The sequence below is a fragment of the Citrobacter sp. Cu096 genome (genome assembly GCF_030332285.1).
GTDB lineage: Bacteria > Pseudomonadota > Gammaproteobacteria > Enterobacterales > Enterobacteriaceae > Citrobacter > Citrobacter meridianamericanus.
In genome coordinates, this window is sequence record NZ_JAOWID010000019.1 from 131,965 (window position 1) to 145,092 (window position 13,128).

Genomic DNA, 13,128 nt, shown 5'->3' on the forward strand with positions numbered 1-13,128 from the left:
CATTGGCGCCATCCGGCAAACAAAACTACTGACCTTTACGCAGCAGATAGCGGTACGGCAGCGAGTCGGTCTCTTTGGCCACCAGCTCATGTTCCATAAAGGTACAGAAACCGGGAATATCACGGGTTGTCGCCGGATCGTCGGCGACAATCAGCAGTGTTTCACCCGCCTGCATGCCGCGCACGGTTTTGCGCACCATCATAACAGGTTCCGGACAGCGCAGCCCCTGAGCATCAAGAGTATGGTCGGGAGAGGTAAACAGATCGCTCATCGTAGTCTCGTTCATTCAAAAACGGCGTTATTTTACGCTCTGTTGTGACGTAAGCCAATCAGGTTAACGATTGCGTGAAAAACAACCATTGCAATGTGTTCTTAAAGCAGTATCATGCGACGGTTTTTTATTGGGTTCCCTCACCCCATCCAACAAAAAGGTCACAATATGACTCCGTTTACACAATCTCAGCGCGTAAAAGCGTTGTTTTGGCTATCGCTATTTCATCTGCTGGTGATCACCTCCAGCAACTATCTGGTGCAGCTACCGATCTCCATTTTTGGTTTCCATACCACATGGGGCGCGTTTAGCTTTCCGTTTATTTTCCTCGCCACTGACCTGACCGTGCGTATTTTTGGCGCGCCGTTGGCACGACGCATCATCTTCGCGGTGATGATCCCCGCGCTGCTGATCTCTTATGTCGTTTCATCACTGTTCTATATGGGATCGTGGCAGGGATTTGGCGCACTGCTGCACTTTAACCTGTTTGTTGCCCGTATCGCCGCCGCCAGCTTTATGGCTTACGCGCTGGGACAAATTCTGGATGTGCATGTCTTTAACCGCCTGCGCCAGAACCGTCGCTGGTGGCTGGCACCAACGGCCTCCACCCTGTTTGGCAACATCAGCGATACGTTAGCCTTCTTCTTTATCGCCTTCTGGCGCAGCCCGGATGCCTTTATGGCCGAACACTGGATGGAAATCGCGCTGGTCGATTACTGTTTCAAGGTGCTGATCAGCATTATTTTCTTCCTGCCGATGTACGGCGTGCTGCTGAATATGCTGCTGAAAAAGCTCGCAGATAAATCCGAAATCTCTGCATTGCAGACGAGTTAAAGGTTCATTTTCCGAGTTGTGATAAGATGGACGAATGAGCCGTTATGGCCGTTTATCGAAAGGAAGAAGTCAATGCGCAATCTGGTTAAATATGTCGGTATTGGCCTGCTGGTTATGGGGCTTGCGGCCTGTGATAATAGCGATACAAAAGCGCCAGCAGAGAAGACTGCCGCAGAAAGTAACGCCACCGGACAACCGGTCAGCCTGCTGGACGGCAAACTCAGTTTTTCTCTGCCAGCGGATATGACCGATCAGAGCGGTAAGCTGGGTACTCAGGCGAACAATATGCACGTCTATTCTGACGCAACCGGCCAGAAAGCGGTGATTGTGATTGTCGGCGACAATACCAACGACGACCTGGCTGTGCTGGCAAAACGCCTGGAAGAGCAGCAACGTAGCCGCGACCCGCAGCTGCAGGTCGTCACCAATAAATCCATTGAGCTGAAAGGCCACACGCTGCAGCAGTTAGACAGCATCATCTCGGCTAAAGGCCAGACCGCTTACTCTTCTGTGGTGTTAGGCAAAGTAGATAACCAACTGCTGACCCTGCAAATCACGCTGCCTGCTGACGATCAGCAAAAAGCGCAGACGACAGCAGAAAACATCATTAACACGCTGGTTATCCAGTAACGGTTAAGACGATGACGCGGCCTCCGGTGACCCCACCTGAGGCCGTTTTTTTAACCGCCAGGTCAGTAATAACGCCACTGCTACCAGCCCTGCCGCCGCCAGATAGATAACTGGCACACCCGCCCATGTCATTACCAGCCCAGCCAGCGGCCCGGTAACCCCCAGCGATAAATCCATAAACACCGTGTAGGTCGCCAGCGCAGCGCCCTGGTTTTGCTGCGGGACGGCTTTTACCGCCACCACGCCCAGCGCCGGGAAAACCAGCGAGAACCCCGCCCCGGCCAGCAGAACACCGATTTTTGCCATCCACGGCATGGAAGCCATCCCGACCAGTAACAGCCCAACAATCTCGACGCTAAAGCAGATCATCGCCACATTCAGTCCGCCTAAGCGGTTGATCCCATTTGGGAACAACAGACGCGTGCCCACAAACGTGCAGCTAAAAAGCGTCAGCGCGAAAGCCGCGCCGTCCCAGCCTTTGGCATCATAAAACAGGGTAATGAAAGTGGCGATCACGCCAAATCCGGCGGAGGCCAGGGCCAGCGCCATACCATACAACCAGACGCGCCCGAGCACCGCGCGGAACGGCAACGGTTTGCCTTTGCTGGCCTTTACCGCCTCACGAGGAAGCGCCAGCAATATTGCCGACAGCGCTACGCCCATTACCGTCAGCGCCAGCCCCTGTAAGCCACCCCAGGCATAACACAGTACACCCAGTGGGGCGCCTATCGCCATCGCACCATAGGTCACGATGCCGTTCCAGGAAATCACCCGCCCAATGTGCATTGAACCCACGACCCCTACGCCCCACAGCGTAGAGCCGGTCCCGGCAAAGCTTTGCCCGATCCCAAGGATCACGCGACCCAGGCATAACAGCAGCAGACTGGCCAGCGGCCAGTCGTTCGTTGACCCCGCCAGTAAATAACCCAGACCACTTAAAAAACAGCCGCACAGTCCGAATACCACAATCTTCTTTGGTCCCAGCAGGTCGGCATAGCGACCGGCATGTGGACGGCTCAGCAGCGTAGCGAAATATTGCAGGCTGATGACCAATCCAGCCCAGAAGGCGCTGAACCCCATCACATCATGGACATAGCCCGGCAATACCGCGAGCGGCAGGCCGATGGTCAGATAGCTGGCGAAGTTGAACATCACCACAGAGACAATACGCAGATTAAGGCGTAAACCGCTCAGCGTCGGTTCAGCGACGGGTTCGGGCATGGAGGGTCACCACGTTTTCACAACAGTGTTTCATTTCTACCATGTTGCCGCACAGAAATCAGCAGTCAGTTTAGGAATCTCAGCCGCAAGCCAGCCGCTACACTTAATGCAAAACGCAAACAGGAAGAAAATATGACAACTGCTCAGCCCGATAAAACGGGTTTGCACATTTTACTCAAACTGGCTGCTCTGGTGGTGATCCTCGCGGGTATTCATGCTGCGGCGGATATCATTGTACAGCTGCTGCTGGCCCTCTTTTTTGCCATTGTATTGAATCCGCTGGTCACCTGGTTTATTCGCCGGGGAGTAAGCCGCCCGGTAGCCATTACGCTCGTGGTAGTGGTCATGCTGATCGTCCTCACGGCACTGGTCGGCGTTCTGGCATCTTCGATCACTGAATTCATGGCCATGCTGCCCAAATACAATAAGGAGCTGACGCGCAAGGTCCTGCATCTGCAAGAGATGCTTCCCTTTCTAAATCTGCATATGTCCCCGGAGCGCATGCTACAACGCATGGACTCCGACAAAATAATGACCTTCACCACCACGCTGATGACAAGTCTTTCCGGCGCCATGGCCAGCGTTGTTCTGCTGGTAATGACGGTCGTCTTTATGCTGTTTGAGGTGCGTCATGTTCCTTATAAGCTGCGCTTTGCGCTGAACAACCCACAAATCCATATTGCGGGGCTGCATCGGGCGCTCAAGGGTGTATCTCACTATCTGGCGCTGAAAACGTTGCTCAGCCTATGGACCGGCGCTATCGTCTGGTTGGGGCTGGCGCTAATGGGGATTCAGTTTGCTCTGATGTGGGGCGTACTAGCCTTCTTGCTAAACTACGTGCCCAACATTGGCTCGGTCATTTCCGCCGTCCCGCCCATGATCCAGGCGCTACTGTTCAACGGCATTTACGAATGCGTGCTGGTTGGCGCGCTGTTCCTGGTGGTGCATATGGTGATTGGCAATATCCTCGAGCCTCGCATGATGGGACATCGCTTGGGATTATCGACGCTTATCGTCTTCCTCTCTCTGTTGGTATGGGGATGGCTACTCGGCCCGGTAGGCATGCTGCTCTCTGTGCCGTTAACCAGCGTATGTAAAATCTGGATGGAAACGACCACAGGCGGCAGCAAACTGGCAATTTTGCTTGGACCCGGCAGGCCCAAAAGCCGATTGCCTGGATAAACTTGCAAACAGCATGTGAAGAATGGTACACAACCCCATTATTACTAAAGGTTAGCCCTGATATGTACCGGATCGTTCTTGGGAAAGTTTCTGTTTTAAGCACTGACGCACTGCCCAACGCACTGAGTGAACAAGCCCCACAAGGAGCTCACCGTGCGCGCTGGATTGCAGGCCGGGTGCTGCTTTCCCATGTTCTTTCACCATTACCGGACATCGTCTACGGCGAGCAAGGAAAACCGGCTTTTTCCGCCGACACCCCGTTGTGGTTCAATCTCAGCCACAGCGGCGATGATATCGCCCTGCTGCTCAGCGACGAAGGGGAAGTCGGCTGCGATATTGAAGTCGTCCGCCCACAAGATAACTGGCAAACGCTGGCAAATACGGTATTCAGTCTCGGAGAACATGCCGAAGTCGAGGCTGAACACCCGGAGCAGCAACTGGCAGCATTCTGGCGCATCTGGACGCGTAAAGAAGCTATCGTTAAACAGCGCGGCGGCAGCGCCTGGCAAATTGTCAGCGTCGACAGTACCGCGCTAACTTCCTCGCTCTCTGTCAGCCAGTGCCAGTTTGACACCCTGAGCCTGGCGGTATGTACGCCAACGCCGTTTACCCTGACCGCCGACGCCGTACAAAGGCTGTAACGCTTTCATTCCCGTGCGCCGCCGCGCAATATCGTAAGGTTGAAATCTGATGCAACGTATCACCATCACACTTGATGACGATTTATTAGAAACGCTCGACGGCCTGAGCCAACGCCGTGGCTACCACAACCGTTCCGAAGCGATCCGCGATATTCTGCGCGGCGCACTGGCGCAGGAAACGACCCAGGAGCACGGCACACAAGGGTTCGCGGTGCTTTCGTATGTTTATGAGCATGAGAAGCGTGACCTGGCGAGCCGCATTGTTTCGACCCAGCATCACCACCACGATTTGTCGGTCGCTACACTGCACGTGCACATCAACCATGACGACTGCCTGGAAATCGCCGTACTAAAAGGCGACATGGGCGATGTGCAACATTTTGCCGATGACGTGATCTCCCAACGCGGGGTGCGCCACGGTCATTTGCAGTGCCTGCCGAAAGAAGAGTGAGTGCCTGTGCCGGATGTTTACGCCATCGTACCAATCGTCTTTCTAAAGCGCAGCAGCGCTATCATGAAGAACGCACTACCAATCGCCAGCAACGTCAGGAACTGCGGCCAGACAATACCGAACCCTGCGCCACGGTAAAGTATCGCCTGCGCGAGACTCACAAAATGCGTCGTTGGCATCGTCAACATGATGTCCTGCACCACCTGCGGCATGCTTTCACGCGGTGTAGAACCACCAGAGAGCATCTGTAACGGCAACAACACCAGAATCATCAGCAGTCCCAGCTGCGGCATAGAGCGCGCCAGCGTGCCCATAAAAATACCGATCGAAGTGGTTGCGAACAGGCTCAGCGCCACCCCCAGCATAAACAGAGGAATCGATCCCTCAATTGCTACGCCGAGCACGCCTTTTACCATCAGCATCAGCGACAGACCGGAAACCACCAGCACCACCAACCCCATCGACCAGATTTTTGCCATCATGATCTCAAACGGCGTCACCGGCATCACCAGCAGATGTTCTATTGTCCCGTGCTCGCGCTCGCGAATTAGCGCCGAGCCAGTGAGCACAATCGCCAGCATGGTGATGTTGTTGATAATTGCCATCACCGCACCGAAGCGTGCAGGTTCCAGATTGGGGTTAAAGCGCATGCGCATTTCCAGCGCCACCGGCGGCTCACTGTTGTCACGGTAACGGGCCACAAAGCTGTTCACCTCGCCGCTGATGATGTTCTGGATATAGCTGTTGCCGGTAAAAGCCTGGCTCATCCGCGTGGCATCGACGTTAACCTGAATATCCGGCTGACGCCCGGCCAACACATCACGCTGAAAATCAGGCGGAATATTCACGGCGAAGGTATAGCGTCCGGCATCCAGCCCGGCATCCATCTCATCGGCGGTGATCATCTCCGGCGGTAAAAACCACGGGCGATAAAAGCTGTTCACAATCCGATTCGACAACTGCGACTGGTCCATATCGGCGATGGCAATCGGTGCCAGGTGCAACGAGCCCGGAAGGACGGTGGCGGAGGAGTAAACCGAAATCGTGAAGGCGAAGACAATCAGCGTCAGCATCGCCTTGTCGCCTAGCAGGCTGCGTAACTCTTTGATACCGAGGTTATAAATATTACGTAGTCGGCGCATCACCCCTCCTGTTTTTTCAGCAGTAATACGCTCAAACCAATCACCACCGGAATGGCTATCGCCAGCGGCATAAACAGCTGCCAGAGATCCGTCAGATCCAGCGCTTTAGAGAACGTCCCGCGCGCGATGGTCAGAAAATGGCTGGTCGGGTAAATTTCGCCAATCCAGCGTCCAGGCCCTTCGAGCGAGGCGACCGGGTCAATCATCCCGGAAAACTGCGTCGCCGGGATCAGCGTAATAATTGCCGTACCAAAAATGGCCGCGATCTGGCTTTTCATAAACGTGGAGATGAATAGCCCAAGCCCGGTGGCAATGGTGACGTACAGCAGCGCGGCCAGCGTCAGAGTCATAAAGCTGCCCTTATGCGGGACGCCGAACACAAACACCGATAGCGCGCACAGCAGCAGGAAGTTCAGCATGCCCAGCACGATGTAAGGCAACTGTTTACCGAGTAAAAACTCGCTGCGGGTGGTGGGCGTAACGTACAGGTTGATAATCGATCCAAGTTCTTTCTCGCGCACCACGCTCAAGGCGCTGAGCATAGAAGGGATCATCATCAGCAGCAGCGGGATGACTGCTGGAACAATCGCCGGCAAACTCTTCACATCGGGGTTGTAGCGATAGCGAGTTTCAATGGTCATCAGCCCGTTTTGCCCTCTGGCATTGGGTTGACGTGCCATCACGTCCTGTAGCCAGGTCTGGTGCATCGCCTGCACGTAGCCTCTGACCGTTTCAGCGCGGCTCGGCATTGCGCCATCGACCCAGACGCCAATCTTCACCGGCGTGCCACGCGCGATATCGCGGCCAAAGTTTGGCGGGATCTCTATTGCTACCGCTACTTCGCCCGAACGCATCCGTTTGTCCAGCTCGTCATAACTGGTGAGCGGCGGCTGTTCGATAAAATAACGCGATCCCGCCAGATTGAGCGTCCACGCCTGGCTGCTGACGGTCTGGTCACGATCGAGCACCGAAAAACGCAGGTTTTCCACATCCATGCTGATGCCGTAGCCCATGATCAGCATCAGGATCACTGTGCCCATCAGCGCCAGCGTTGAACGAACCGGGTCACGTCGCAGCTCCAGCGCTTCACGTCGGCTGTAGCTAAACAAGCGCCGTAGGCTAAAGCCCTGCCGCGGCGGCTGACTATTTTCATGCGCTTTCGGAACATTGGCTGGCGGTAACTGAGCTTCCGGTACCGGGCCTGCCGCTTCCTGTAACCAGGAGATAAACGCCTCTTCCAGACTGGCGGCACCACGCTGTTTCACCAGTTCCTGCGGCGTGCCGCTGGCGAGTACTTTTCCGGCGTGCATCAGCGACATCCGGTCGCAGCGCTCCGCTTCGTTCATAAAGTGGGTGGAGATAAAAATGGTCACTTTGTCCTGCCGCGACAGATCGACCATCAGTTGCCAGAACATGTCCCTCGCCACCGGATCGACCCCGGAGGTCGGCTCATCAAGAATGAGCATTTCCGGACGATGGATCACCGCCACCGCCAGCGACAGGCGTTGACGGATCCCCAACGGCAGCGCGCCAGGCAACGCGTCTTCGACATCGGTCAGCGAAAAGCGCTCGCTCATCTCTTGTACCCGTCCCGGGATTTCTGCCTCGGGGATATGGAACAGTCGCGCGTGCAGCTCAAGGTTTTGCCGCACGGTCAGCTCGCTGTAAAGCGAAAACGCCTGCGACATATAGCCTACCCGGCTGCGGGTATCGATATTCTTCGGATCAACCGCTTGCCCAAACAACCATGCCTCACCTTCGCTTGCGGGCAGCAGACCAGTGAGCATCTTCATGGTGGTGGATTTACCGCACCCGTTGGAGCCGAGAAAACCGAAGATCTCCCCGCGCGGAATACGAAAGTTAACGTGGTCAACGGCAACAAACTTACCGAAGCGCATAGTCAGATCTTTCGCTTCAATAGCAATCTCTTCGTGTTCAGCGTGATACGGCGGGATCACCACCGGCTTATGCGCCTGACGCTGGGCTTCGGGTAACAGCGCGATAAACGCCTGCTCCAGCGTGTCGCTGTTGGTTTGTTCACGCAGCTGCTGGGCGCTCCCGGTGGCTAATACTTCCCCGGCGTTCATCGCTACCAGCCAGTCAAAACGCTCGGCTTCTTCCATGTAGGCGGTCGCAACCAGCACGCTCATGTTGGTCTGCCGCTGGCGAATGCTGTTAATCAGATCCCAGAACTGGGCGCGGGACAGCGGATCGACCCCGGTGGTGGGTTCATCGAGAATTAACAGTTCCGGGTCGTGGATTAACGCGCAGCACAGTCCCAGCTTTTGCTTCATCCCACCCGAGAGTTTCCCGGCGGGACGGTCGCGAAACGGCGCCAGTCCGGTGCTGTTCAGCAGCTCGGTTATCCGCGCTTCGCGTTCCGCTTTGTCATGACCAAACAGCCGGGCAAAGAAATCGACGTTCTCATATACCGACAACGTATGGTACAGGTTTTTCCCTAATCCCTGCGGCATCCAGGCAATACGCGGACAGACATCCTGGCGATGTTTCGGGTCACGCATATCGCCGCCCAGCACCATCACGTTGCCGTGTTCAATGACCCGCGCGCCGGAGATGAGCGACAGCAGACTCGATTTTCCGACGCCATCCGGACCAATCAGCCCCACCATACAGCGGGCGGGAATATCCAGCGTGATATTGTTCAGCGCTACCGTTTTCCCGTAATGCTGACTCACGCCGTCAAGGTGCGCCACGGGAGGAACGGGAAGGCGCGCCAGATGCGTCATTGCGGCAACCTCACGACCAGGTCGTCAGGCCAGGGGCGATTTTCATCGACACGCACCCACGCCATGCCCGGTAGACCGGTTTTCACATACTCCAGATGCTGCTGCAACAGTTCTGGCGGGATACGCGCTTTAACACGGAACATCAGCTTCAGTCGTTCATCGCTGGTTTCGACCGTTTTCGGCGTGAACTGCGCCACGCTTGCCACAAAGCTGATGGTCGCCGGAATACGCAGATCCGGCGCGGCGTCCAGCACCAGGCGGGCTTCACCGCCAATCTTTAATAAACCGGCCTGTTCAGTCGGTAAGAAGAACGTCATGTAAACATCACTGAGATCGACCATATTCAGCACGCGGCCCCCCGCGGAAAGGACCTCACCCGGTTCGGCTACGCGGTACTGTACGCGACCATCGCGCGGGGCTTTCAGTTCGCTGTCATCAATATCAGCTGCAATACGACGTTCGGTGGCCTGCGCGGCTTCTACGCGGGTTTGCGCCTGAATGATGCTGGTGCGGGCGGCTTCAATCGCGGCTTTTGCCGCAGAGACCTGCGCCTTTGCGGATTCCAGCGCCGCGCGCGCGCTTTCCGCCGCAGCCCTGTCGTCATCCAGCTGTTGCTCAGACACAGCCCCACGCTGGGACAGCGAGCGGGAACGTACGTGACGTTTAGAGACCGATTGCAGTTCCGCCTCGCGCTGCTTTACCACCGACTGCGCGGCGCGCATTTCACTTTGCCGCTGTTCCAGCAGCGCTCGTGCCGCCGCCACCGCGCTTTCGGCTTCTTTAATTTGCGCGACAGCTTCCAGTCGCTGCTCCTGCAGCACACGGGTATCCATTTTCGCCAGCACGTCGCCCTGGCGAACGAACTGCCCTTCCGAGACGAGGATTGTGTCAATTCGTCCGGCAATCTTGGTGGCAATATCCACTTCGGTAGCTTCAATTCTGCCGTTGCTGGCCGCGAAACCTTCCGGAATTCCCGCAGGACGTAACATCCACCACGCTATTGCGGCAACCGCTACCACAATACCCGCGCCCCACCACACCAGATGACGCTTAATCTTATCCATATCCGACCCGCCGTAATCCCTGTTATCAAACGATGCGTGTCACAAAGCCCACTGAACAGCTATTCAGCGGGAGATTCCATCCGGGATGAGAAGGAATGAGAAATAATGGCCAGAGTGCGGACAGGCGTGAAAGCAACGCACACCGCGAAGGACGTGAGTGACGAAAATGCTGTGAAATCGGGTAGTAATGTTGTCATCATCAGCGTTCCTGGCCGGAAATGAAACACGCATACTCATAACTGTTGTCTATTGAATACTAACACCTGGATTCAATATGTCTATTCGGTTGTCGTTTCCAGTTCAGATCTGGCACAAGGAATATTTCGTATATCAACGATTGATAAACAATCGCAACTATAAACATAATCAATGATTAGGCATCCCTATAATAGCGGCTCATTTACCGATCTCGTTATGGCGAGGCTCCTGTACAAATACAAGTTACCGCCCTGCTGGTATCGAGAGAGACCACTCAGGGAAATACAGGCATCCATCGAATCAAGGTGTTGCCAAGGTAACTTCTGACGATTTCACCATCGGACAGATACGTTGTTCAGTGCTAAAACCAGGACGTAGGGATCTGCCTGCGCTAACCCCTGTCTTGTTCGCCCCTATGAGAGATTTTTTATAGGGAATTACATCATGTCATCTATGCCACTCTGCGCCGCCCATCATCCTATGCCGGATTTCAATGGCGACGCTATCGCGCAATATATGCGCACCGATTTTATTACTCTGCCCGACCATCTCAGCGTGAACGGCGCTCGCGAATACTTTGTTTCCCAACTCACAACAGATGATATTCCAGGCCAGGTCTTTGTTGTGGCAGGAAAAGCGCTGCGCGGGGTGTTATCCATCAAGCGCTTATTACAGGAAAAAGATACGTCGCTTAACATCAACCATCTTACGGACAGCTGTTTATTTCATGTAAAGCCTGATGATGAACGGGCGCAGGTCGTTGCCGAGTTAGCCGAACGCGAAGTCGACCTGGTTGCTGTCGTTGAGAAAGGCGAGCTGATTGGTTGTCTGATGGAAAAAGAGATCGCTCATCTACAGGAAGATGATGTTACCGAAGACGTTCAGCTTCAGGGCGCCACGCTGCCGCTGGAAAAACCCTATCTGGAAATTAGTCCGTGGACATTGTGGAAAAAACGTTCGGTCTGGCTCCTGCTGCTGTTTGTCGCAGAAGCCTATACCAGCAGCGTGCTTCAGCATTTTGAAGAAGCGCTGGAATCCGCGATTGCCCTGGCCTTTTTTATTCCGCTATTAATTGGTACTGGTGGCAACAGCGGTACGCAGATCACTTCGACGCTGGTACGTTCAATGGCGCTGGGGGAAGTGCGGCTGCGCGATATGGGCCGGGTGATCCGCAAAGAAGTTTCAACTTCGCTGCTGATCGCTCTGACGCTGGGTCTGGCAGGGTGCTTGCGCGCGTGGATGATGGGTATCGGCATGGAAATCACGCTGATCGTCAGCCTGACGCTGGTTTGCATTACGCTGTGGAGCGCCGTGGTGTCATCAGTGATCCCCATGGTGCTCAAGCGTATCGGCATTGATCCCGCCGTGGTTTCGGCCCCGTTTATCGCCACGCTTATCGACGGTACCGGGTTAATTATCTACTTTAAAATCGCCCAGTATTTTCTGGGTCTGAACTAATGATAACGCCCGACAGCTCAGGTTGTCGGGCATCACAGTCAGGCTGGCGCCAAATCCTGCGCGCACGCCCAGGCACTCGACCATGCCCACTGGAAGTTATAGCCGCCCAGCCAACCGGTGACGTCCATAACTTCGCCGATAAAATAGAGTCCCGGTACTTTACGTGCTTCCATCGTGCGCGATGACAGCTCATTGGTATCAACGCCGCCCAACGTGACTTCAGCGGTACGATACCCTTCCGTACCGTTCGGCTGTACCCGCCACTCGGTTAGTGTCTCGACCAACGTTTGCTGATCGCGCACATTAAGCTGCTTAAGCGAAACATCCGGGATTTGTCCAAGCTGTTGCAAACATTCCACCAGCCGCTTTGGCAACTGCATTGCCAGGGTGTTCTTTAAGCTCTGGTTAGGATGAGCACTGCGTTGGTCATCGAGGAAGCTCGCGAGGTCAACATCTGGCAACAAATTAATGCTGACAAATTCACCAGGTTGCCAAAAACTGGAAATCTGCAGCACGGCCGGGCCAGAAAGCCCACGGTGCGTAAAGAGCAGATTTTCACGAAAGACGGTGCCGTCCTCGGCGGTGATAACGGAGGAAACGGATACGCCAGAGAGAACCTGAAGCTGCTCCAGCAGCGGCTTGTGTAAGGTGAAAGGCACCAGACCTGCGCGCGTTGGCAATACGTTCAGGCCGAACTGCTCGGCAATTTTATAACCAAACGGCGTCGCGCCCAGACCCGGCATAGAGAGACCACCAGAGGCAATAACCAGATTTTTCGTGCCCACGGTCATCCCGTTCAATTCGAGGATGAAAGCATCACCCTCTCGCCCGACGCTCAGGACTTCGCTACGTAACCGCATAGTTACGTTACCTTTTTCGCATTCCGCCACCAGCATATCGACAATTTGTTGGGCGGAATCATCACAAAACAGCTGACCCAGCGTTTTTTCATGCCAGGCAATGCCGTGTTTGCCCACCAGATCGATAAAATCCCACTGCGTATAACGCGCCAGCGCCGATTTGCAAAAATGCGGGTTTTGGCTCAAATATGCGGCCGGTTCGACATAAAGGTTGGTAAAGTTGCATCGGCCCCCGCCAGACATGAGAATCTTACGTCCAGGCTTTTTACCATTATCAATCAGCAGTACACGACTACCTGCTTGTCCTGCCTGCGCGGCACAAAACATACCTGCTGCGCCAGCGCCTATAATAACGGTATCAAACCTTTCCACGTTGCGATCCTCTCAAAAAAGCGGGTGTGAATTGTAAAGATTCCTCAGTGGTCGCAC

Annotated in this window: 12 protein-coding genes and 1 riboswitch; of the genes, 6 read left to right on the forward strand and 6 right to left on the reverse strand. The window is 54.9% G+C overall.

Translation table 11 applies throughout. The features are described 5' to 3' along the window. Positions 1-25: 25 nt before the first annotated feature. Positions 26-271, reverse strand: a complete 246-nt coding sequence (gene tusA, locus OGX99_RS04690; protein ID WP_005121576.1) for a sulfurtransferase TusA — start codon at positions 269-271, stop codon at positions 26-28. A gap of 168 nt (positions 272-439) precedes the next feature. On the opposite strand from tusA, the gene OGX99_RS04695 reads away from it, so the two are divergent. Both OGX99_RS04695 and OGX99_RS04700 read left to right on the forward strand, forming a co-directional pair. Further along, entirely contained in the window at positions 440-1,105 is a 666-nt protein-coding gene (locus tag OGX99_RS04695) for a 7-cyano-7-deazaguanine/7-aminomethyl-7-deazaguanine transporter (protein WP_286542806.1), read from the forward strand. Between the two features lie 72 nt (positions 1,106-1,177). Further along, complete coding sequence (locus OGX99_RS04700) at positions 1,178-1,735, forward strand: DcrB family lipoprotein (protein ID WP_151216899.1); 558 nt, start codon at positions 1,178-1,180, stop codon at positions 1,733-1,735. 3 nt (positions 1,736-1,738) lie between these two features. Here the strand turns inward: OGX99_RS04700 and OGX99_RS04705 are convergent, their stop codons facing one another. Next, positions 1,739-2,956, reverse strand: coding sequence for an MFS transporter (locus OGX99_RS04705; RefSeq protein ID WP_187253820.1), 1,218 nt, complete (start codon positions 2,954-2,956; stop codon positions 1,739-1,741). A 132-nt stretch (positions 2,957-3,088) separates the two neighbouring features. On the opposite strand from OGX99_RS04705, the gene OGX99_RS04710 reads away from it, so the two are divergent. The 3 genes from OGX99_RS04710 (at position 3,089) to nikR (ending at position 5,230) form a co-directional block, all read left to right on the forward strand. Further along, positions 3,089-4,138 carry an AI-2E family transporter gene (locus tag OGX99_RS04710; RefSeq protein WP_151216900.1) on the forward strand — a complete coding sequence of 350 codons (1,050 nt, stop codon included), beginning with the start codon at positions 3,089-3,091 and terminating at the stop codon, positions 4,136-4,138. A 62-nt stretch (positions 4,139-4,200) separates the two neighbouring features. Continuing rightward, positions 4,201-4,779: a 4'-phosphopantetheinyl transferase AcpT gene (gene acpT / locus OGX99_RS04715; RefSeq protein WP_151216901.1), complete on the forward strand. Its 579-nt coding sequence runs from the start codon at positions 4,201-4,203 to the stop codon at positions 4,777-4,779. A 49-nt stretch (positions 4,780-4,828) separates the two neighbouring features. Next, entirely contained in the window at positions 4,829-5,230 is a 402-nt protein-coding gene (gene nikR / locus OGX99_RS04720; protein WP_286539368.1) for a nickel-responsive transcriptional regulator NikR, read from the forward strand. Positions 5,231-5,247: 17 nt separating this feature from the next. On the opposite strand, the gene OGX99_RS04725 is transcribed toward nikR, so the two are convergent. Genes OGX99_RS04725 through OGX99_RS04735 form a run of 3 tightly spaced genes read right to left on the reverse strand, consistent with a single transcriptional unit; the run spans position 5,248 to position 10,183 of the window. After that, on the reverse strand, positions 5,248-6,372 hold the full coding sequence (locus OGX99_RS04725) for an ABC transporter permease (RefSeq protein WP_252838543.1): 1,125 nt from the start codon (positions 6,370-6,372) through the stop codon (positions 5,248-5,250). Beyond that, positions 6,372-9,119 carry a ribosome-associated ATPase/putative transporter RbbA gene (gene rbbA / locus OGX99_RS04730; RefSeq protein WP_187253822.1) on the reverse strand — a complete coding sequence of 916 codons (2,748 nt, stop codon included), beginning with the start codon at positions 9,117-9,119 and terminating at the stop codon, positions 6,372-6,374. Before rbbA ends, OGX99_RS04725 begins: the two co-directional genes overlap by 1 nt. Further along, positions 9,116-10,183 carry an HlyD family secretion protein gene (locus OGX99_RS04735; RefSeq protein ID WP_151216905.1) on the reverse strand — a complete coding sequence of 356 codons (1,068 nt, stop codon included), beginning with the start codon at positions 10,181-10,183 and terminating at the stop codon, positions 9,116-9,118. Before OGX99_RS04735 ends, rbbA begins: the two co-directional genes overlap by 4 nt. Positions 10,184-10,584: 401 nt before the next feature. Next, positions 10,585-10,768: riboswitch (M-box (ykoK) riboswitch) on the forward strand. Positions 10,769-10,825: 57 nt separating this feature from the next. Here OGX99_RS04735 and OGX99_RS04740 point away from each other — a divergent pair. Then, positions 10,826-11,839, forward strand: a complete 1,014-nt coding sequence (locus OGX99_RS04740; protein ID WP_151216906.1) for a magnesium transporter — start codon at positions 10,826-10,828, stop codon at positions 11,837-11,839. 38 nt (positions 11,840-11,877) lie between these two features. On the opposite strand, the gene OGX99_RS04745 is transcribed toward OGX99_RS04740, so the two are convergent. Next, the gene (locus tag OGX99_RS04745; RefSeq protein WP_210904178.1) at positions 11,878-13,071 is read right to left on the reverse strand and encodes a BaiN/RdsA family NAD(P)/FAD-dependent oxidoreductase; all 1,194 of its coding nucleotides are present in this window, start codon (positions 13,069-13,071) and stop codon (positions 11,878-11,880) included. Positions 13,072-13,128 lie beyond the last annotated feature (57 nt).